The 18,851-nt window shown below is 48.0% G+C and carries 16 protein-coding genes; 11 read left to right on the forward strand and 5 right to left on the reverse strand.

Going from position 1 to position 18,851, the window contains the following annotated elements; translation table 11 throughout:
• The first annotated feature begins 24 nt into the window (after nucleotides 1-24).
• The 7 genes from ACWA2B_RS16760 to ACWA2B_RS16790 all read left to right on the forward strand — a co-directional run bounded on the left by ACWA2B_RS16760 (nucleotide 25) and on the right by ACWA2B_RS16790 (nucleotide 7,208).
• Entirely contained in the window at nucleotides 25-1,215 is a 1,191-nt protein-coding gene (locus tag ACWA2B_RS16760; RefSeq protein WP_340933227.1) for an MFS transporter, read from the forward strand.
• Nucleotides 1,216-1,346: 131 nt separating this feature from the next.
• Nucleotides 1,347-1,841 carry a hypothetical protein gene (locus ACWA2B_RS16765; protein ID WP_449292439.1) on the forward strand — a complete coding sequence of 165 codons (495 nt, stop codon included), beginning with the start codon at nucleotides 1,347-1,349 and terminating at the stop codon, nucleotides 1,839-1,841.
• A 116-nt stretch (nucleotides 1,842-1,957) separates the two neighbouring features.
• Nucleotides 1,958-2,641: a hypothetical protein gene (locus tag ACWA2B_RS16770; protein ID WP_029519308.1), complete on the forward strand. Its 684-nt coding sequence runs from the start codon at nucleotides 1,958-1,960 to the stop codon at nucleotides 2,639-2,641.
• A 353-nt stretch (nucleotides 2,642-2,994) separates the two neighbouring features.
• Nucleotides 2,995-4,047 carry a sulfate ABC transporter substrate-binding protein gene (locus ACWA2B_RS16775; RefSeq protein ID WP_069011943.1) on the forward strand — a complete coding sequence of 351 codons (1,053 nt, stop codon included), beginning with the start codon at nucleotides 2,995-2,997 and terminating at the stop codon, nucleotides 4,045-4,047.
• A gap of 79 nt (nucleotides 4,048-4,126) precedes the next feature.
• Nucleotides 4,127-4,960, forward strand: a complete 834-nt coding sequence (gene cysT / locus ACWA2B_RS16780; protein ID WP_029519305.1) for a sulfate ABC transporter permease subunit CysT — start codon at nucleotides 4,127-4,129, stop codon at nucleotides 4,958-4,960.
• A gap of 79 nt (nucleotides 4,961-5,039) precedes the next feature.
• On the forward strand, nucleotides 5,040-5,915 hold the full coding sequence (cysW, locus tag ACWA2B_RS16785; RefSeq protein ID WP_449292440.1) for a sulfate ABC transporter permease subunit CysW: 876 nt from the start codon (nucleotides 5,040-5,042) through the stop codon (nucleotides 5,913-5,915).
• 162 nt (nucleotides 5,916-6,077) lie between these two features.
• A complete protein-coding gene (locus ACWA2B_RS16790) occupies nucleotides 6,078-7,208 on the forward strand; it encodes an aminotransferase class V-fold PLP-dependent enzyme (protein ID WP_449292441.1) in 1,131 nt (376 codons plus the stop codon).
• An 85-nt stretch (nucleotides 7,209-7,293) separates the two neighbouring features.
• Here ACWA2B_RS16790 and phnE (ACWA2B_RS16795) read toward each other — a convergent pair whose 3' ends face one another.
• From phnE (ACWA2B_RS16795) to ACWA2B_RS16810, 4 genes are all read right to left on the reverse strand, one after another.
• Nucleotides 7,294-8,091: a phosphonate ABC transporter, permease protein PhnE gene (phnE, locus tag ACWA2B_RS16795; RefSeq protein ID WP_449292442.1), complete on the reverse strand. Its 798-nt coding sequence runs from the start codon at nucleotides 8,089-8,091 to the stop codon at nucleotides 7,294-7,296.
• Nucleotides 8,088-8,942 carry a phosphonate ABC transporter, permease protein PhnE gene (phnE, locus tag ACWA2B_RS16800; protein WP_029519297.1) on the reverse strand — a complete coding sequence of 285 codons (855 nt, stop codon included), beginning with the start codon at nucleotides 8,940-8,942 and terminating at the stop codon, nucleotides 8,088-8,090. Before phnE (ACWA2B_RS16800) ends, phnE (ACWA2B_RS16795) begins: the two co-directional genes overlap by 4 nt.
• Nucleotides 8,939-9,709: a phosphonate ABC transporter ATP-binding protein gene (gene phnC / locus ACWA2B_RS16805; RefSeq protein WP_449292443.1), complete on the reverse strand. Its 771-nt coding sequence runs from the start codon at nucleotides 9,707-9,709 to the stop codon at nucleotides 8,939-8,941. The genes phnE (ACWA2B_RS16800) and phnC overlap by 4 nt, the downstream gene beginning before the upstream one ends.
• Before the next feature lie 133 nt (nucleotides 9,710-9,842).
• Nucleotides 9,843-10,811 carry a phosphate/phosphite/phosphonate ABC transporter substrate-binding protein gene (locus ACWA2B_RS16810; RefSeq protein WP_025722520.1) on the reverse strand — a complete coding sequence of 323 codons (969 nt, stop codon included), beginning with the start codon at nucleotides 10,809-10,811 and terminating at the stop codon, nucleotides 9,843-9,845.
• Nucleotides 10,812-11,028: 217 nt separating this feature from the next.
• Between ACWA2B_RS16810 and ACWA2B_RS16815 the strand changes: the two genes are divergently transcribed.
• The 4 genes from ACWA2B_RS16815 (at nucleotide 11,029) to ACWA2B_RS16830 (ending at nucleotide 17,534) form a co-directional block, all read left to right on the forward strand.
• Nucleotides 11,029-12,939, forward strand: a complete 1,911-nt coding sequence (locus ACWA2B_RS16815; protein ID WP_449292444.1) for a bifunctional 2',3'-cyclic-nucleotide 2'-phosphodiesterase/3'-nucleotidase — start codon at nucleotides 11,029-11,031, stop codon at nucleotides 12,937-12,939.
• Between the two features lie 246 nt (nucleotides 12,940-13,185).
• Nucleotides 13,186-14,592, forward strand: a complete 1,407-nt coding sequence (locus ACWA2B_RS16820) for a DNA-binding protein (RefSeq protein WP_341071249.1) — start codon at nucleotides 13,186-13,188, stop codon at nucleotides 14,590-14,592.
• 197 nt (nucleotides 14,593-14,789) lie between these two features.
• Entirely contained in the window at nucleotides 14,790-15,599 is an 810-nt protein-coding gene (gene thiD / locus ACWA2B_RS16825) for a bifunctional hydroxymethylpyrimidine kinase/phosphomethylpyrimidine kinase (protein WP_029519291.1), read from the forward strand.
• A gap of 237 nt (nucleotides 15,600-15,836) precedes the next feature.
• The gene (locus ACWA2B_RS16830; RefSeq protein ID WP_340933219.1) at nucleotides 15,837-17,534 is read left to right on the forward strand and encodes a M3 family oligoendopeptidase; all 1,698 of its coding nucleotides are present in this window, start codon (nucleotides 15,837-15,839) and stop codon (nucleotides 17,532-17,534) included.
• 160 nt (nucleotides 17,535-17,694) lie between these two features.
• Here the strand turns inward: ACWA2B_RS16830 and ACWA2B_RS16835 are convergent, their stop codons facing one another.
• Nucleotides 17,695-18,669: a ring-cleaving dioxygenase gene (locus ACWA2B_RS16835; protein ID WP_029519287.1), complete on the reverse strand. Its 975-nt coding sequence runs from the start codon at nucleotides 18,667-18,669 to the stop codon at nucleotides 17,695-17,697.
• Between the last annotated feature and the right edge of the window lie 182 nt (nucleotides 18,670-18,851).

An 18,851-nucleotide genomic window follows, 5' to 3' on the forward strand; every position in this document is an offset into this window, starting at 1 on the left:
TGATTGTATTGGGGGAAGAGAACAGTGTCTGTGAAAGAAAGCTTTTGGTCCAGAAACTTTATTTTTTTGATGATATCCAACGCTTTATTGTTCATGGCATTCGAAATGCTTATGCCTACGCTGCCGCTGTTTGTGGAAAGTCTTGGCGGCAGCCCATCCCAGATTGGATTGGTGACTGGCGTGTTTATGTGTTCTGCTATATTGATTCGTCCATTTTCAGGTACGCTGATCCAGCTCTTGGACAAGAAGTATGTTCTGATTATCGGAGTTGTGATTTGTATGCTGGCAACGGGAAGCTACATGCTTTCCAGTAGTTTGGTACTGCTGTTAGTATTTCGGCTGGTACATGGCTTTGGATTCGGCATTGCGAGCACGTTGTATGCTACCTCAGCCTCAGATGATTTGCCGCCTCATCGTATGGGGGAAGGAATGGGCTACTTTGGCGTAGGTGAAACCGTAGCGATTTCAGTGGGGCCACTGATTGGTATATGGATGCTTCACGCATCAGGTTTTAACGGACTGTTTTCCACGGGAGCTATAATTCTACTGTTGTCGCTCGTGATGAGCGTATTGGTTCGTCGCCGTGCTCCGAAACCTATGTCGGCGGATACAGTGCAGGGCAAAAAGAAGGTTCCTTTTAAATTATTTGAAAAAAGAGTGCTGCTGCAATCCTGTCTTGCGTTGCTGGTTGGCGTGGTGGCAGGTGGAGTGATGTCTTTCGTGGCTTTATTTGCCAAGGAGCAGGGCTTTACCAATGCAGCATGGTTCTTCTTTACTGTGGCTATGGCAAGCTTCCTCGTCCGACTGGTGTCAGGTAGAATTTTCGATACCAAAGGCCCAGCTTATATCCTGATTCCTGCAGGGATTGTGCTTATCGCCGCCATCGTTATGGTGGCCTCATCGCGGACCGAGTTACAATTTTTGGTTGCTGCTGTGATGTATGGTTTGAGCTTTGGAGCTATTTTCCCAGCTTTGCAGGCTTGGGCAATCAGTGTGGTCGGAGAAGATGAGCGAGAGGACGCTGTAGGCTCCTTTTATAATTTCTTCGATTTGGGCATTGGAGGAGGCTCTTTGGTTCTGGGGATGGTTGCTGGATTAACCTCTTATAAAACAATGTATTTGTTCTCCACTTTGCTGATTGCGGCTTATCTAATTATATTTGTGACGTATATTGTATTGGATAAGAAAAAGTCCCATAACACGTTGAACGTATAAGCTATGATTACGGAATACGAAATATATGATGGAGCGCTTGCGTTTGGGTGCCTTTGATCAAGTTTGAAAAAAATGACAGCCGGACTCATAATAGATATGAGTTCGGCTTTTTTTACGAAGGAGGAAATCAAATGGTGGAGAAGTGGGTTTGGGTTGGGGTTGCCGGAGCAATCGTGGGTTATGTCACTCTTGCCAATATATCGACTACCATGCATAGTACATCATCGGTGAGTCAGGCGCACTCGGCTGCTCCGTTAAGTGCACAGAGTGAGAATGGGAGCGCAGCGAAGCGTATCATACATGATCAAAGAATGCATTTTGAAGGACAAGGCGGAACGAACTTTAAATTTGAAGAGGGGCGCAAGCTGTACATCAGTATCAAGAATGTTGGAAAGCAGCCCATACAATACAAGCTCAACAGTTCGAATGGATCGGACTTGCAAGGTACAACGAGCGGATTTTCCAGTCGAACGTTGCAGCCAGGAGAACGCCATGATCTGCTGTTTGTAAAGCCAGAAGGGCAGGATGAAGCAGCAAATGACTCCTTAAAAGAGCTGATTTTGAAAGTAAGTACGGACGATGGATCGCAAGGAAGCGTTAAAACCTTCGCCTATATCACACTGTAAGCTCCTTCCAGAAAGGGCACGACATGCGGTCATTAGTCTACTTATGTTACAATAGAACGGTTGAAGACTTAATGAACAGAATAGGTCAGAGCAGAAAGCAGAAAGGATGACCCGTTGTGCCCATAAACCATGAATTCGGTAATCAAAAGATGTCACGGAGGCTGTCACTCACAGCTATTTTACTTACACTTACTTTTGTAGCACTTACTGGCTGTGGTCAGGATAAGAATGCTGAAACCATTGATACTGGAAGCAGTACAAGCGTGATCGAGAATGGAGCCGGCGGTAATCGTAGCGGTTCAGCCCAAAATGACAAAGCAGCGAAAGAGAGCGAGAGTGCAGAAAACAGCGATACTGATGCACAAAAGTTAGCTCCTTCGGCTCCAGCTGCTTCATCGGATACTTCTTCTTCTCCGGCAGCCTCCAATCCATCGCAAAATCCATTTGAGGTAGCAGGTATTCAAGATCCTAAAGCGTTTTTGAACACGTTCAAAGCGCTGCAGAAGGCAGTTGCCGACAATGACAAGGAGAAAGTGGCCGATTATATTTTGTACCCTCTGCGTGTTAATGATAGTGAAAAGTCGTTAACGATTCCGAATAAGAAAGATTTTATTGCCAAGTATGATCAGATTTTTACGGACGCGATTCGCGAGGCGCTTGTGAATCAAAAGACAGATGATTTGTTTGTTAATTATCAGGGAGTCATGGTGGGATCAGGTGAACTGTGGTTGAGAAGGGCTACGGACAATCCGAAGCTTTTTGGAGTCTTTTCGATTAATCTTGAAACGGTTGCCAACTAAGTCGTACCCCGTGTGTAAATGACCTCTAAACGGTCGGAAACATATACAATGTTTCTGACTGCCCCCCTTAAAGAAAGAAAAGTACAGATAATGCATACCAAAAAAAGGTTTGACATCACTCCTAAACTCTCGTATTATATCCGTATAACTCATTAAACAGGTAGGAATTAAAGAATTAAAGTTTGATCTCGCCATTTTGGCGGAGAACCTCTAGGAACAGCAGGCAGACACTGTCCACACGACAGGTTTGACCTAACAGGGCTGCATCAGGGAATTCTCCGCTCTTTTTTTAATTATGTCTGTAAATAACAGGCGTAAATGAATACAAATTACATAGAATTCGGGGTGTCTTGATGAAGAGGCAATGGAAAAGTGGACTTATTCTCGGACTATCTTTGGTTTTAACGATGATGCTAAGCGCTTGCGGGGCAAGCAAGGGAGGGACGGAGGTAGATGGTAGCTCTGCTGCCGTGGAGTTGCTCAATGTTTCTTATGATCCGACCCGTGAGCTGTATGAGGCATATAATAAAGCATTTGCCGCCCATTGGGAGAAGGAGAAAGGACAGAAGGTTACGATTAAGCAATCTCACGGAGGATCTGGCAAGCAAAGTCGTTCTGTGCAGGACGGGCTGGATGCGGACGTGGTCACTCTGGCTCTGGGCTATGATATTGATGCGCTACAGGAAAAAGGACTCGTTCAAGAGGGATGGCAAAGTAAATATGAGCATAACAGCGCCCCGTACACTTCAACCATCGTGTTATTGGTACGCAAAGGGAACCCGAAAGGGATTAAGGACTGGGACGATTTAATCCGTGGCGATGTGCAAGTCATTACACCGAATCCTAAAACTTCGGGTGGAGCACGTTGGAACTATCTTGCAGCCTGGGCTTATGCGCTCAAGAAGAACAATAATGATGAAGCCAAGGCCCAGCAGTTTGTACAGGAGCTGTATAAGCATGTGCCGGTATTGGATAGCGGAGCACGTGGAGCGACAACGACTTTCGTAGAGCGTGGAATTGGCGATGTGCTGATTGCATGGGAAAATGAAGCACTGCTCTCGGTGAAGGAGCTGGGTGCGGATAAATTCGATATCGTATATCCATCGATCAGTATATTAGCTGAACCTCCGGTAGCAATAGTCGATAAGGTGGTAGATAAAAAAGGTACACGCGAGGTAGCGGACGCGTACCTGAAATATTTGTACAGTGAAGAAGGGCAGACCATTGCTGCTGAAAATTATTATCGCCCAACATTGGAGAGTGTGACGGCAAAGTTCAAGGATCAATTTCCTAAATTGGAGCTCGTAACCTTGAAGGATGTATTCGGGACATGGAAGGAGACGCAGCAGAAGCATTTCAGCGACAAAGGCATTTTTGACCAGATTTATGTACCCGGCAGTTCATAAAATAGGTGGACTGTGTAGACGATTGGATTGGTAGCCGCGAGTGTCATAGTGAATGAATTCAGAGAGGGATGGACAGAACATGAGTCAAGTGCAAGCCACTCGAAAACGCGTACTTCCCGGGTTCGGGTTAACAATGGGTTATAGTGTGCTGTATCTCAGTCTGGTGGTGCTGGTGCCTTTATCGGCACTGCTTCTGAATTCAACTGGACTGACGTGGGAGAAATTTTGGGACGTGGCGACTGATGTCAGGGTGCTGGCTTCCTACAAGGTTAGCTTTTTGTGTGCCGCGGCTGCGGCGCTGATCGACCTGTTTCTCGGTTTATTGATAGCCTGGGTGCTGGTGCGTTATGAATTTCCGGGGAAACGAATTTTTGATGCGGTGATTGATCTGCCCTTTGCTTTGCCTACTGCGGTAGCGGGGGTTGCTCTAACTGCCCTATATGCGCAGAACGGCTGGATCGGTTCGTTGTTCGAACCGCTTGGATGGAGGATGGCGTACTCACAGACGGGGATTACGCTAGCATTGATGTTTATTGGCATTCCGTTTGTCGTACGGACAGTTCAGCCGGTGCTGGAGGAACTGGACAAGGACGAGGAGGAGGTCGCTGCTACGCTGGGAGCTGGCAGATGGCGTATCTTCTGCAGCGTTATTGTGCCGGAGCTGGTACCACCGCTGCTGACGGGTTTTGCGCTCGCCTTTGCCCGTGGCATTGGCGAGTACGGCTCTGTCGTCTTCATTTCTGGCAATATGCCGATGAAGACGGAAATTGCTCCACTGCTCATAATGTCCAAGCTGGAGCAAAATGACTATGCAGGAGCTACGGCGGTAGCATTGATGCTGTTGGTGATTTCATTCGTGCTGTTATTCGTGATTAACAGCATTCAGCGCTGGTCACGGCGCCGTACTGTCTAAACGTAACTGTCTAATGTAATTATCTAACGTTAACATCCAGGGCTGCGCATAATACCCGCGTTCTAAGGAGGGATACACCATGTCACAAGCAATAACTGGGCAGGAGCTTGCTTCTGCACCAGTGCGTTCATCTGCACCGCCCAACAGGGTCACAACCGAAGCCCCTTGGGTGAAGTGGACGCTGATTGGTGCTGCTTTTTTAGCTTTGCTCTGGGTACTGGTATTGCCGCTAATCGTCGTGCTTACCGAAGCGCTCAAGCAAGGATGGGGCGTCTACGTCGAAGCGTTACGGGACCCAGATGCCATGTCTGCATTGCGGTTGACGCTGCTGGTGGCAGCGATAACGGTACCGCTGAATACGGTATTTGGTGTAGCTGCCGCTTGGCTGATCACGAAATTTCAATTTCGCGGCAAAGGCTTACTGGTCACCTTGATTGATTTACCCTTTGCCATCTCTCCTGTCGTTGGAGGGCTGATGTATGTATTAGTGTTTGGTGCACAGGGCTGGCTTGGACCGTGGCTGGACGAGCATGATATTAAAATTATATTTGCTTTGCCTGGTATTATTTTAGCGACGCTGTTCATCACCTTTCCATTTGTGGCGCGAGAACTCATTCCAATGATGGAAGATCAGGGACAGCAAGAGGAAGAAGCGGCGGTCACGCTGGGCGCGCGCGGTTGGCGCATTTTCTGGAAAGTGACGCTGCCGAACATCAAGTGGGGTCTGCTGTATGGCATCATTTTGTGTAATGCGCGAGCCATGGGTGAGTTTGGTGCAGTGTCCGTCGTCTCTGGACATATCCGGGGAGAGACGAACACACTGCCGCTGCATGTGGAAATTTTGTATAACGAATATCAGTTCTCGGCATCTTTTGCGGTGGCCTCGTTATTATTATTACTTGCTCTGGCAACCTTGGTGCTTAAAAGCTGGTTTGGACGCAAACGCGTGCATTAACTTATGATTTTGTATATGATCCCTTAGGGCCTCTCTTTGCGTCTATCGTCTGTTAACGGCGAGAAGATGGGAAGAGAGGCCCTTGTTCTAAGGTGGCTGATATGGATAATAAAATGATCATATCAAGGCACGTTGGTGTGCCCAGGAGGAGCGAAGGGAAAAATGAAACATCCGTTTCAGTCCTACCGTCAGCTGTTTCCAGTGCTGTCCTCACATATCCATGTAGGGAGTTGTTCGCAGGGGGCTGTGTCGAGGCCGGTTTCTGCTGCCATTGAGGAATATCATCGAAGTTTGCTGCAACACGGTCATAACGGCGAGCTGTCTATGGCACGTTTGGAGGAGGCCAGAGGGCATTTTGCCAAGCTTATCGGGGCGGAGACTGACGAAATTGCGGTCCTCTCCTCAGCCTCTGAGGCGATTGCCGGGGTGGCCACAGCCCTTCCTTATGTATCGGGAAAAGAAGGCATTGTGTATGCGGACACCGACTTCCCGACAGTGGGACACATCTGGCAGGCACAGGAGATGTTCCGTGATCACATCTGTTGTATCCCCTCCATCGAGGGAGAAGTGATAATAGAACAGTATGAGGAGCATGTTACGGAGAAAACTGCGCTTGTTATGGTGTCACAAGTGAACTATACCAACGGATTTCAGCAGGATTTAAAATCCATTGCAGATATAGCTCACCGAAATCAGGCGTTGCTGTTTGTGGATGCCTATCAGTCTGCAGGGATCATTCCAGTGGATGTAAAGGCAATGGGCGTAGATATTTTGGTCGCGGGAGCACGCAAATATATGCTTGGAATTCCGGGCGTGGCTTTTCTTTATGTAAGCAAGGATCGAATAGACCGCTTCAAGCCCCGTCTTACGGGCTGGCTTGGGCAGGAGCCCGCTTCCCGGTTTGATATTGCTCACCCGGTTCCGGCGGCGGGAGCCCGACGCTTTGAGACGGGATTGCCTTCTTTCATTAGCATTTTTGCCGCCAATGCGGCCTTAAAGCTGCTGCTGGAGATTGGAGTCACGAGTATTCAGGCCTATATGAGTGAGTTGTTGGATTTTTCCGTTGAACATGGACGGCGCAAAGGGCTGCACATACGTACACCTTACAGAGGAGAGACATTACCAAGCCTGCTCGCTGTTGAAGTAGCCGACGTGTCGGCTGTAGAGAGGCGATTGAGAAGCCAAAATATGATCGTTTCAGCACGAAAGGATGTTATCCGTGTGGCTCCGCATTTTTACAATACGGCTGAGGAAGTCCGACGGGTCATAGATGAATTGGCAGAGAGATGCTGAACGGCAAAAGCCTCTTCCGAATGAATGGGAGCATAACGTGTCCCTTTTTACACAGAAGAGGCTTTTTGGGTGTTTAGAATTCTAATTATACGATCCGTTTGCGCAGCCAGCCGGAAATCAGATCCGTCAAAATGATCAGGACTACAATGCCGAGCAAGATAACGCCTACACGGTTCCAGTTGCGCATTTGGAGTGCAAATAGTAGTGGAGTACCGATACCGCCTGCACCGACCAGACCGAGCGTGGTAGCGGAACGGATGTTAATTTCAAAACGATAAAGCGAATACGAAAGAAACTGTGGAATCACCTGCGGTAGCACGGCGAAGAAAACCACCTGCCAACGGTTGGCACCGCACGCGATCAAAGCTTCCTGGGGCCCGTGATCGACACTTTCGATCGTTTCCGAGAAAAGCTTCGCCAGCATGCCGATGGAGTGAATGCCGAGGGCAAGCACACCCGCAAATGAACCGGGTCCAACGGCTTTGATAAACAAGATGGCGACGATCATTTCGGGAAATACCCGGATGACACTAAGCACAAATTTCCCGCTACCCGATAAGGGACGCAGACGGGTCATATTACTGGACGCCCAAAAGGCGAACGGAAGGCAGACAAATGCGGACACGAAGGTTCCAAGCACTGAAATGACCAGCGTATCCAGCAATCCGCGCAGCAAATCCTCTCCCTCAGGGATGTAGACGAACGACCAGTCGGGATGAAGGAAGCCGTCCAATATAGCGACAGAGACACTTTTGGCCGTTCCCTGTAATCCTTCAAACTGCATCCCGCGAAAAGCCCAAATGTAAATGATGATTAGCAGAATAGCTATCGCCCATAGGCGCAGGCGGGAGCCAATAGGTCTGCGAAGCGTAGGATCATTCATAATAATTTCCTCCGTAGCAGGTTACTGCCGTAATCAATCGCAAGGACGATGACGAGGGTCAGTAGAATAATGATGCTTGCCCGATCATATCGGAACAGCCCCAGAGAACGGTCAAGCAACAGACCGATACCGCCAGCGCCAACCAGGCCCAGAACGGAAGCCGCGCGCACATTAACCTCAAAGGTATACAGCAAGTACGACACAAAATAAGGCAGAGCCTGCGGAACGACACCAAAGGCGATGACTTGGATGCGGCTCGCGCCAACAGCAGTCATGGCCTCCAGTGGTCCGGGATCAATGGCTTCAATCGCCTCAAAGGTCAGCTTGGCTATAATGCCAAAGGAGAAGAAGAGCAGGGCGAGCATCCCTGCAAACGGCCCGATGCCGAACACCGCCACAAAGATCGAGGCGAACAGCAAATCGGGAATCGTCCGTACTAGATTCAGGATCGTGCGCATCGGCAGCGAGATCAGCTTGCGCGGCATCACATTATAGGCGCACAGCAACGCGACAGGGATTGCCAATATGGCTCCCAGTGTCGTGCCGACAATAGCGATCTGGATCGTTTCCAGCATCGGTTTCCAGATGGTAGGCAAGTAACTCCAATCAGGAGGAAACATTTCCTCCAGCAATTTGCCCATCTCCGGTAAGCCAACGATCAATTGGTAAGGCGTGGCATCCGTATGAATGGAGCAGGCTACCAGCACTACGATAAAGATCATCCAGGTGGCGTAACGTTTATAGCGTCCTGGCAAAGGTGGCCCTGCGGGCGGCTTACTTGGCTGCGGCGGTCCAGCATGCGGTGACGGTTGCGTCGAAGAGAGCGGCTGGGCAGTAGAGTCGGGCTTCATGATCCCACTCCCAGCAGCTCATCATGCTTGATGGCCCGGCCGTATATTTCCGCAAAGGCCTCATCCGTAGCCTCCTTCGGTGTGCCGTCAAAGACCACTTCTCCGGCGCGCAATCCGATGATCCGCGTTGCATATTCGCGCGCGAGATCAATGAAATGCAGATTGACGATGGTCGTAATCTGCATTTCACGGTTGATCCGCTGGAGGTCATCCATCACCTGGCGGGTGGTCAGCGGATCCAGCGACGCGACAGGCTCGTCCGCCAGAATGATTTTAGCCTCCTGCGCCAGAGTGCGGGCGATGGATACGCGCTGCTGTTGGCCACCGGACAGTTCATCTGCCCGGCTGTAGGCTTTTTCGCGGATGTTCACGCGCTCCAGCGCTGTTAGTGCCAGCTCGACATCCTCCTTCGGGAAGAGGCCGAGAATGGTTCGCAGCGTCGAATGATAGCCGACACGGCCGGAAAGTACATTGCGGAGCACCGTCGAACGCTTAACCAGATTGAAGCTTTGAAAGATCATACCGATATCACGGCGAATGCGCCGCAGCTCGCTGCTTCCAGCAGACGTGACGGACCTGCCACCCACGATAATGTCGCCGGACGTAATGTCATGCAGTCGGTTAATGGAACGCAGCAGGGTAGACTTACCTGCACCGGATAAGCCGACGATGACGACCATTTCTCCCTCCTGAATCGTCAAATTAATATGGTTCAACCCTTTGGTGCCGTTCGGGTATGTTTTCGATACGTTTCGAAATTCGATCATATGCTCCCAACTTTCTCCCCCGATGGGGTGGAATGAAAACAACACCGCCATGAATACATGGACGGTGCTGCCCTGTCATTCGTAAAGCCTGTTTCGTAGCTGTTACTTCATTACAGTACCTTGCTTGCTCCGATTACTTAACCGCTTGACCAACAGCTTCGGCGTATTCACGCACGGAGTCGAAGTTTTTATCGTCGCCCTTTTCATAACCTACATGGGTGTAAATCTCTTTAATGATTTCGCCGCCTGCTGGGTCTTTGGCAATGTCAATAAAGGCTTGGCTGATCTTGTCTCTCCACGCTTGATCCATATCAGAACGTACGCTGACGGTGTCATTTGGAATTTTAGCTGTGTAATGAATGACGCGAGTTTTTTCAAATACATCCGGGATTTCCTTCTTCACCGTGTTACGTGCATCTTGGAAAACAGCTACCGCATCAACCTGACCGTTCAGCAACGCCAGAATAGCAGCATCGTGGCCTTTGATTGTTACACCCTGCACATCCGTGTCCGGGTCCACGCCAGCTTTTTTCAGCTCTGCTGCAGGGTACACGTAGCCTGCGGAGGAGGTTACATTTTGCCAGCCAACCTTCTTGCCTTTCAGATCAGCTAGACTTTGAATCGGAGAATCCTTTTTCACTACGATCATGGCTTTATAAAAGTTCACTTTTTCAGTCGTGTCCTTGCCTGTGGCATCTTCAATTCCGTAGCGTTGAGCTTGCAACAGCAAGTCGGCTGCTTTACGGTTATCGTGGGCCAGTACATAAGCATTCGGCGGAAGGAATCCTACATCTACCTGTTTGGAAGACATGGCTTCCACAATCGTATTGTAGTCAGGAGATACCGTTACTTTCACCGGGATTCCAAGTTTGTCACCCAGTAGATTTTCGAGCGGTTTGGCTTTGGCTTCGAGCGTATCTGCATTTTGAGAAGGAACGAACTGTACCTTTAACTCCTTAGGAACATAGGCTGTGCTTTCGTTTTTAGAGCCATCTGTACCCGGAGTGGACGCGCTGTTGTTATTGCTTGCATTGGAGCCACAAGCGGCTAGACCCGCTGCCAGTGTGAAGGTCATGCACAAGGTCAGTGCTTTTTTGAACAAAATAATTTCCCCCTAAACATCGTAATAACGAAGATAAAATTAAAAACCTGTAAATGCTGTGACAAACCAAATCTTAACAGCTAGTCCCGCTGCTAGGGTAAAAACCACTCCTGACTTTGGTAAAAATGATGTAAAATTTATCATATTAACATTCTCTTAACAGTGCTCTGTTAGACTTGTTCAAGCTCTATGACCGAAGCTGAGGGAGAGAACAAGATTGGATATTTTGGATATTAACGAAAAGGCAGGCCATGAAAATGTAGGTCCTGTGAGAGTGAAATTCCGTATTATGGTTACAACCGATTTGCATGTCAGCTTGTGGAATTATGACTATTATACAGATCAGGAAACGCTGCATTACGGTCTGGCGCAAACAGCCAGCTTGATTCAAATAGCCCGGGCGGAGGCACCCAATCACCTGCTGCTGGATAACGGAGATGTGATTCAGGGGAATCCAATGGGAGATTATGCTGTACAGCGACTCCAACTGGACCCGAGCGCGGTGCATCCCGCCTATAAAGCCATGAATCTGCTTGGGTACGAGGTGGGCAATATCGGGAATCATGAATTTAACTATGGACTGGAATATTTGCAGACTTGCCTTCAAGGAGCGAAATTTCCTTATGTGAATGCCAACATTTATATAGCAGGAGAACAAGAACGAAATTATTTTACACCTTATCTATTGCTGGATAAGACGGTAGAGGATGAAGCAGGCAGTAAGCATCTATTGAAGGTGGGGGTCATCGGCTTTGTCCCTCCGCAAATTATGCAATGGGACAAGGCGTGGCTGGAGGGGAAAATCATTGTCAAAGATATGCTGGAAACGGCAAGACGGTTTATTCCGCAAATGAAGGCGGCGGGAGCCGATCTGATCATTGCCATGCCCCATGCTGGCTTCGAAGATATTCCCGAAACACCTTATATGGAGAATGCGGTGCTGCATCTGAGCAGGGTGGAAGGGATCGACGCCATTGTGTTTGGTCATGCCCATAAAGTATTCCCTGGACCTTCGTTTATGGGGAAAACAGGTGTTGATCTAGAGCGAGGTGCCATCCATGATATTCCAGCCGTGGAGCCGGGCTTTTGGGGGGATCATCTGGGTATCATTGATCTGGAGCTGACCTTTAGTGGAGGAAAGTGGCAGGTGGTTGCATCTGCTGCCGAGGTCCGAACGGTGTATGATCCGATACGCAAGGAGGCGCTAGTACAACCGGATACTGCCATTCAGCAGTCGGTAGCAGAAGAGCACGCCGGAACACTGGAGTATATTCGTGCACCTGTAGGTCAGACGACGGTGGCGGTGAACAGCTTTTTTGCTCAGGTGATGGATGATGCTTCGGTTCAGCTCGTGAATGATGCGCAAATGTGGTATGCGAAGCAGCAGATGCAAGGGAGCGAGTACGAAGGATTGCCCGTTCTGTCGGCAGCAGCTCCTTTTAAAACAGGCGGCAGATATGGCCCAACGTACTATACCGATATTCCGGCGGGGACGTTGGCGATCAAGCATATCGCCGATCTGTACAATTTTCCGAATACGCTGCATGTCGTTCGACTGACCGGAACGGAAATTCGGGAATGGCTGGAGTGGTCTGCTGGTCAATTCCGGCAAATTGATCCTTCAGCAGAACAAGAGCAAGAGCTGATTAATTCTGATTTTCCAAGCTTTAATTTCGATATCATCGACGGCATCAGGTATCAGATTGATGTAACACAGCCAGCCAGATATGATGCTGACGGGGGCCTAAAGGACCCAGATGCACACAGAATCATTCAGATGTCTTTTGATGGCGAACCGATGGATATGCAGCGAAATTATCTGGTTGTTACGAATAACTATCGCGCGTTTTCCTCTGCGCTGGTCAATCCGGGTGGAGAGCGAATTATACTTGCTTCACCGGATGAGAATCGTCATGTGCTGACCGAATACGTGCGGCATATGGAGACGTTGACGCCAAAAGCTGACGGCCATTGGTCCCTCGCCCCATGGTCAGGGCGTCCGCATGTGACGTTCCTGACCTCGCCGCAAGCAACGGATGCCGCTAATGCCTATTCGGAGTTGCTTTATGAAGGGTTAACGGTAGAAGGGTACGCTAAGTTTGCCGTCGATTTCGGACGTTCACGGTAGAACTGCTAACTAGTTTTTGTCCTATAAGTCCACAGCATCAAAATAATAGAAATAGACTGTCCCGCAGAGGACGGTCTTTTTTCATAAAACAGATTTAAAATCGTACAAAACTCGTGATTTTATATGTCCTGAGTCGTGTTTAAAGTTATTGACCTCTCGTATAAATAGACATATACTTTGATTAAACAAATTTTGGTTTAAAAGGTAATGAAAAAGTCACCATCATTCGTTTGAGGGGGTGTCCCTTTGGAAAAAAACACCACGATCCGCGCAGAAATAGAAAAGTATATTCAAAATGAAGGCATTTCAATGCAATGTTTTGCAGATGCTTCCAAGGTAAATCCGGGTACACTTAGCGGTATACTTAATCGGAACCCACCACGGCCGATCTCAGTCAATCAGCTTGATCTGATTACCGAGGCCATGGGATTGGAAGAAGGATCTTTGTTCGAGATGTATGTTGATGAATGTTTTATTCATTCCTTGCCGCACTGGAGGAGGTTGCGTCCGTTTCTCCTGCGTTGTTCAGAGTTGAACAAGCTGGAGTGTATACGCAGTGTACTTGCCTATTTGATGGACGATTTATCGAACGTTCCTGCCATTTTTGAGACCGCAGAAGCGATGTTTGAGGATGGCAGATATGAAGCTTCCATGCTTCTGTATGATTGTGTCATCGAAAGTGAGAAGTATACCCACTCTGAACGATTGGCGATCAGCTATTTCCGTATATTCCAGATTCAGATTAAGGATAGCCAACGGAACTTGAAGGCTGCTGTACAATTCCATTTGTACCGTAGTCGTCTACCGGAAATTTACGCATTGGAAGGCTTACATATGCTATCTCAAGTGTTTGCTTTAAAAATGCAATGGTCCGAGATGGAGATGTATGCGGACGAGCTAAGAGAGCTGGCGCAGGCATTGTATCGCAATCGGAACCGTTTCGGAGATGAGCACCTGGAGCTGCTTAAGCCGCTCGTTTATTACTATGCTCAGGGGCATCTACTCAAGGCCAGTTGCTATGAGTTTCAGGGTAGATATGAGGAATCCAAGCAATGGATTGAAGGTTATGCAGATTTGAGCTGGTTTGAGGGTTTAGACGAAGAAGGATGGAAAGTGGTCAACCTGCATCGTGTATATGCACAGGGCAACCGACTTTGTATTGAAATTAAAATGGGCAACACTTCTGCAATCTATGAATATATTACTTACCTGCGCGAGCATCCGGATGAGACATTGGAAGGCTTGAACACCTTGCTCGAATCGGCGAACCGGTTCGGTTATTTCGTGGATGCCGAACTGGGACTGTTTAGTCAGCAACTCAAGAACTTCTGGGAGCTTGCACCGGAACGATGGGATACTCATTATCGCAAGCACTTTAATGCATTTCGTTTTGCATCCTTTTGTAAGGTGTTTGCAGAATATTATTTCCGAAAAGGCGATTACCCCGAGGGAGTGGGACAAACACTGCACTGCTTGCAACTGTCCGTTGATAATAGCTATACCGAACATATCATTGGTTGTATGGCTTTATTTGAGCAGCATCGGAATTTTGCTACACCGGAACAGCAGCAATTGTATCAGAGCCTATGCCTGGGCGTACGTGCAAATGAAAAGAATCATGCCTATGATCACAGTACCGGCGGATATTTATAATTCTAAATTTCCTTCAAATTCTTCATATAACACGTTATTGCGAGGATATTCCCGTTTCAAAAGGGGATGTTCTCGTTTTTTAGCTGCTGCCGTCGCTTGTGACTTTTAGCATAGAGAGGATCGTTTTGCGCGTTGACAAGTTTCGCAAGCGGGATTAGGATAAATGCAGCACAGAAAGTGAAGGAGAGCATGAACAAATGACGATTCCCAAAACATTAACGATAGCCGGCTCCGACACAAGCGGTGGAGCGGGTATTCAGGCAGACCTGAAAACCTTTCAGGAGCTTGGCGTATATGGTATGACCGTATTGACAACCGTAGTAGCGATGGGGCCTAAAACCTGGGACCATCTTGTATATCCTGTTGCGTTGGATGTGGTAGAAGCGCAGCTGCGTACTGTATTGGAAGGTATCGGCTTTGATGCGATGAAAACCGGCATGCTTGGTTCCGTTGAAATTATCGAGCTGGTAGCCAGCCATTTGAAAAAGCATGATCTGAAGCGGATCGTAATTGACCCGGTCATGGTCTGCAAAGGCACGGATGAAGTGCTTCAGCCGGAAAATACAGAAGCGATGCTGGAATTGTTGATCCCTGGCGCTGACCTGGTAACACCGAACTTGTTCGAGGCTTCGCAACTGGCGAAGAATGGACCGATCACGACACTGGAGCAGATGCAGGAAGCGGCTGCGATTATCCATGAGCGTGGAGCTAAGCATGTACTGATCAAGGACCGTGGCAAAATTCGTGCAGGTAAAGCGATGGATCTGCTATATGACGGAATCACTTTTGACTGGTTTGAAGCCGATGTTGTAAAAACAAACTTTACCCACGGTGCAGGCTGCACCACTTCGGCAGCGGTAACGGCTGGTTTGGCACAAGGGCTGACTGTACGTGAAGCAGTGGATCAGGCCAAGAAATTCATTACACAGGCCATTGAAGGTAGCTTCAAGCTGAATGAATTCGTCGGTCCAACCCTGCATGCGGCACATCGTTTGCAAAACCAATAAAGCATGAAGGTCTGCGACATTAGGGAGACTTATAAATCCCCACCAGGCTGTATATATATTTAGGTTGCTTTAGGCAGCGACATCTATGATATATAAGTTAGATTAGGCTCAAAAGCCGCAATACATAGTATTGCGGCTTTTGAGGTTGTATTTTATTGGAATTTCAGCTTCCAGTTTGGTCTAATCGTACTGTATAATAGGCATCAGATTTATTACATTTAAGGAGGAACCGAAGCAATGACATTATTCAGCCAAATGGCTTACAGCCGACCAGAGCAACCTGAAATTGAACAGCGGTTTAAAACACTGTTGCAGCAGTTTCGTGAAGCGGACAGCGTAGAACGTCAAAATGAAGTGATTCATGCGATTAATAAGCTGCGCAGTAATGTGGAAACGCAATTGCAATTGGTGGAAGTTCGGCACTCCATTAATACGGAGGACGCCTTTTACAAAGCGGAGCAAGAGTACGCTGATGATTTCATGCCGGTTATTCAGGAGTATGTAACCGATTACTACCGGGCATTGGTGGATTCTCCATTCCGCAACGAGTTGGAGAGTCTATGGGGCAGCCAGCTTTTCAGTATTGCCGAGGTAGCCCTCAAGTCGTTCCATCCGGATATTATTGAGGATTTGCAGCAGGAGAATAAGCTGACTTCGGAATATGCTCAATTGATTGCTTCAGCGAAGATCCCGTTCGAGGGGGAAGAACGCACATTGTCACAGCTCCTGCCATTTGAAATGGCTACCAACCGGGAGACACGCAAACAGGCCTCCGAGGCTAAATATCAATTTATGAGTGAGCATGAGGACGAGCTGGATCGAATTTATGATGAATTGGTCAAGGTACGTACGCGCATGGCACACAAGCTGGGCTATGACAACTTCGTAGAATTGGGCTATGCCCGCTTAGGACGTACAGATTACAATGCCGAGATGGTAGCCAATTTCCGCGAGCAGGTGCTGAAGCACATCGTTCCTTTGGCAACCAAGCTGAAGGAGCGCCAGCGCGAACGGATTGGAGTAGATCAGCTTCGCTATTACGATGAAGGCTTCAACTTCCTGTCAGGCAATCCTACGCCTAAAGGTGACCCGGAGTGGATCCTTCGTAATGGAGCACGCATGTATGAGGAGCTTTCAGCGGAAACACATGAATTTTTCAGCTTTATGATCGAACGTGGATTAATGGATTTGATCAGCAAAAAGGGAAAACAAAGTGGAGGCTATTGTACATTTTTGAGCGAATATGGCACGCCGTTTATTTTCTCCAATTTCAATGGTACGTCCGGTGATATCGACGTATTGACGCATGAAGCAGGTCATGCCTTCCAGGTCTATGAAAGCCGACATTTTGAAATTCCCGAGTACCATTGGCCAACGATGGAGGCGGCTGAGATTCACTCTATGAGCATGGAGTTTTTTGCATGGCCCTGGATGAATCTGTTCTTCGAGGAAGATACGGACAAATATCACTTTGAACATCTATCTTCATCGTTGCTGTTCGTTCCTTACGGCGTAGCCGTGGATGAATTCCAACATGCCGTATACGAACATCCGGATTGGACCCCAGCCGAACGTAAAAGCGCATGGCGCTCCATTGAACGTAAGTATAAACCGCATCTGGATTATGAAGGCAACGAGTATCTGGAGCAGGGCGGATTCTGGCACAAACAGGGGCATATTTTCCAATCTCCGTTCTACTACATTGACTATACACTCGCGCAACTGTGCGCGTTCCAATTCTGGAAACGCATGAGTATCGACCGGACAGCAGCGTGGGAAGATTATTTGAAGCTGTGTCGTGCTGGGGGAAGTCGATCCTTTACCGGATTGGTTGAGCTGGCTGGACTCATCTCGCCATTCCAAGATGGTTGCATTGCCTCAGTAATCGGAGAAATCGAAGCATGGCTGAACAGTGTGGATGATAAAAAGCTGTAAGCATAACTAATAAGGGCACTTCGCTTACCAGTTAAAGCTGAAAAGCATGCAGATGACATGTTTTTTTAGGTGAAAGCAGGACGGTTGCACGAAAAAAAAGCCGGGAACCTCTACATGATGTAGGAGTCCCGGCTTTGTGTGTTTTTAGAGCAAATATACCTTATTCATGTTTGGTGTTGAGTGGTTTGAGATTAGCCTCAATCGAAGCACGGCGCGACTCCAAAAATGGAGGCAGTGATAGGGATTCGCCCAGAAACTCCAATTCCTCATCGGTGTCAAACCCTGGTCCATCGGTAGCCAATTCAAACAGAATGCCGTTCGGCTCACGGAAGTACAAGGAACGGAAATAAAAGCGATCTACAAAACCAGAGTTGGAAATTTGCAGCTGACCAATACGCTCTACCCATTGTTTGAGCTCTTCCTCGGTTTCAACACGGAAAGCTACATGGTGCACACTGCCGCGTCCTGGTCGCTCTTGTGGCAGATCGTTGCGCTCTTCCAGATGCACCTCAGTTCCTGTACCGCCTTCACCCGTTTCATAGATGACCACATCCGGTTGTCCAGCAACAGGGGAAGGATAGGAGCCCTTTTTGCGGAAGCCCATAACCTGTTCAAGAATGAGAATAGTATTCTCCGCTTTGGGAATGGTCAGATGAACGGGCCCAAGTCCTACAATGCCGTATTCGGCAGGGACAGGGCTTTTCTCCCAAGGCGTGCCGCCACGCATTCCGTGATCATGCTCATCTGAAACGAGGAAGAAGCGTTGTCCTTCAAAATCCTCAAACGAAAGTGCCAGGCGTCCTGCTTGATCCGTAATTTCGCCATGTTTTACATCCAGCTGCTCGAAGCGGTTTTTCCAGTAATCCAGTGCCTTGTCATTTGGTACCCGTAGGGAGAGAGCTGAAATGCTGTTATTTCCTGTACGAGTTTGTCCCGCATGTGGAATTTCAAAGAAAGTGACTTCTGTACCCGCAGTTCCACGCTCATCTCCGTAAAAAAGGTGATACACACTAACATCATCTTGGTTCACCGTTTTCTTGATCAACCGAAGTCCCATTACCTGAGTATAAAAATCAACATTTTTAGCCGCTGCCGCTGTAATCGCCGAAACGTGATGCAATCCTAATAGTTTCATGTCATTATCCTCCTTGGTTTTTATATGATTAGGTTTTTCTAAACAAAATAAACAGTCGAAAAACTTTTCTTTATATTTATTATCTTGATATTAAGATATATTATTTTTGATTGTTTGTCAACTTAAATTATGACTTTGCTTGGAAGACGGACAAAACTAGAATTTCGAAATAATGCAAAAGC

It is taken from the genome of Paenibacillus sp. CMM36, from assembly GCF_053570945.1.

Excerpts from the sequence above, each read along its gene's own strand:
- ACWA2B_RS16765 (WP_449292439.1), top strand. The coding sequence starts at position 1,347 with ATGGTGGAGAAGTGGGTTTGGGTTGGGGTTGCCGGAGCAATCGTGGGT.
- ACWA2B_RS16775 (WP_069011943.1), top strand. The coding sequence starts at position 2,995 with ATGAAGAGGCAATGGAAAAGTGGACTTATTCTCGGACTATCTTTGGTT.
- cysT (WP_029519305.1), top strand. The coding sequence starts at position 4,127 with ATGAGTCAAGTGCAAGCCACTCGAAAACGCGTACTTCCCGGGTTCGGG.
- cysW (WP_449292440.1), top strand. The coding sequence starts at position 5,040 with ATGTCACAAGCAATAACTGGGCAGGAGCTTGCTTCTGCACCAGTGCGT.
- ACWA2B_RS16790 (WP_449292441.1), top strand. The coding sequence starts at position 6,078 with ATGAAACATCCGTTTCAGTCCTACCGTCAGCTGTTTCCAGTGCTGTCC.
- phnE (WP_449292442.1), bottom strand. The coding sequence starts at position 8,091 with ATGAATGATCCTACGCTTCGCAGACCTATTGGCTCCCGCCTGCGCCTA.
- phnE (WP_029519297.1), bottom strand. The coding sequence starts at position 8,942 with ATGAAGCCCGACTCTACTGCCCAGCCGCTCTCTTCGACGCAACCGTCA.
- phnC (WP_449292443.1), bottom strand. The coding sequence starts at position 9,709 with ATGATCGAATTTCGAAACGTATCGAAAACATACCCGAACGGCACCAAA.
- thiD (WP_029519291.1), top strand. The coding sequence starts at position 14,790 with ATGACGATTCCCAAAACATTAACGATAGCCGGCTCCGACACAAGCGGT.
- ACWA2B_RS16830 (WP_340933219.1), top strand. The coding sequence starts at position 15,837 with ATGACATTATTCAGCCAAATGGCTTACAGCCGACCAGAGCAACCTGAA.
- ACWA2B_RS16835 (WP_029519287.1), bottom strand. The coding sequence starts at position 18,669 with ATGAAACTATTAGGATTGCATCACGTTTCGGCGATTACAGCGGCAGCG.